The sequence below is a fragment of the Ancylomarina longa genome (assembly GCF_003996985.1).
GTDB lineage: Bacteria > Bacteroidota > Bacteroidia > Bacteroidales > Marinifilaceae > Ancylomarina_A > Ancylomarina_A longa.
This window is the reverse complement of sequence record NZ_RJJX01000133.1, coordinates 1-655: the sequence shown is the minus strand read 5'-3', so window position 1 is coordinate 655 and position 655 is coordinate 1. Positions and strand designations below refer to the sequence as shown.

At 32.4% G+C, this 655-nt stretch carries 1 protein-coding gene; it reads right to left on the bottom strand.

The window, feature by feature from the left end:
- Positions 1-245, bottom strand: a 245-nt coding sequence (gene atpE, locus DLK05_RS19095) for an ATP synthase F0 subunit C (protein WP_127345096.1), incomplete at its 3' end; no start/stop codon positions are given.
- Between the last annotated feature and the right edge of the window lie 410 nt (positions 246-655).

Genomic DNA, 655 nt, shown 5'->3' with positions numbered 1-655 from the left:
TAAACAAAAGGATTTGCAAATAAAAGCGCTAATGCTACAACCAGTCCATAAATTGTTAAAGCTTTGATAAAAGCTAGACTAAGTAATAAAGTACCGCGTATTTTTCCTTCYGCCTCAGGYTGTCTCGCRATACCTTCKACAGCTTGRCCCGCAGCWGTACCTTGACCRACTCCAGGTCCAATAGAAGCAAGCCCWACRGCCAAYCCAGCAGCAATAACCGAAGCAGCAGAAACCAGTGGATTCATGATAAGTTCCTCACACCAAAATAAAGAAATAGTTAATGATACAATCATCCAATGACTTAGGACGTAATTCTAATTAAGTAATCGCTAAGATTAATCCAGCCAAAAAAACCAAAAACTTTAATTGAAATATGAAATAATATAATAAAATTATTGAATCATAAGAATTACTTTGATAGTAGTTCCTATCCGCGGGATTTTTAAAAATCCATAATATATATACGACTTTTTTATGCCATTTTTTTTATGAACCATTCTTTGAATTCTTCGTTCTTTTTTTATCATTTTTTTATCCAATTCACAGATAAAAAGGAAGAACTTCTAATCGAATCCCTATCTAAATCTAAATAGAAATTCACAAAAATAGTAGAGCAGATTCAGATTATATAGATCTTTAACTCATCTTTAACTCA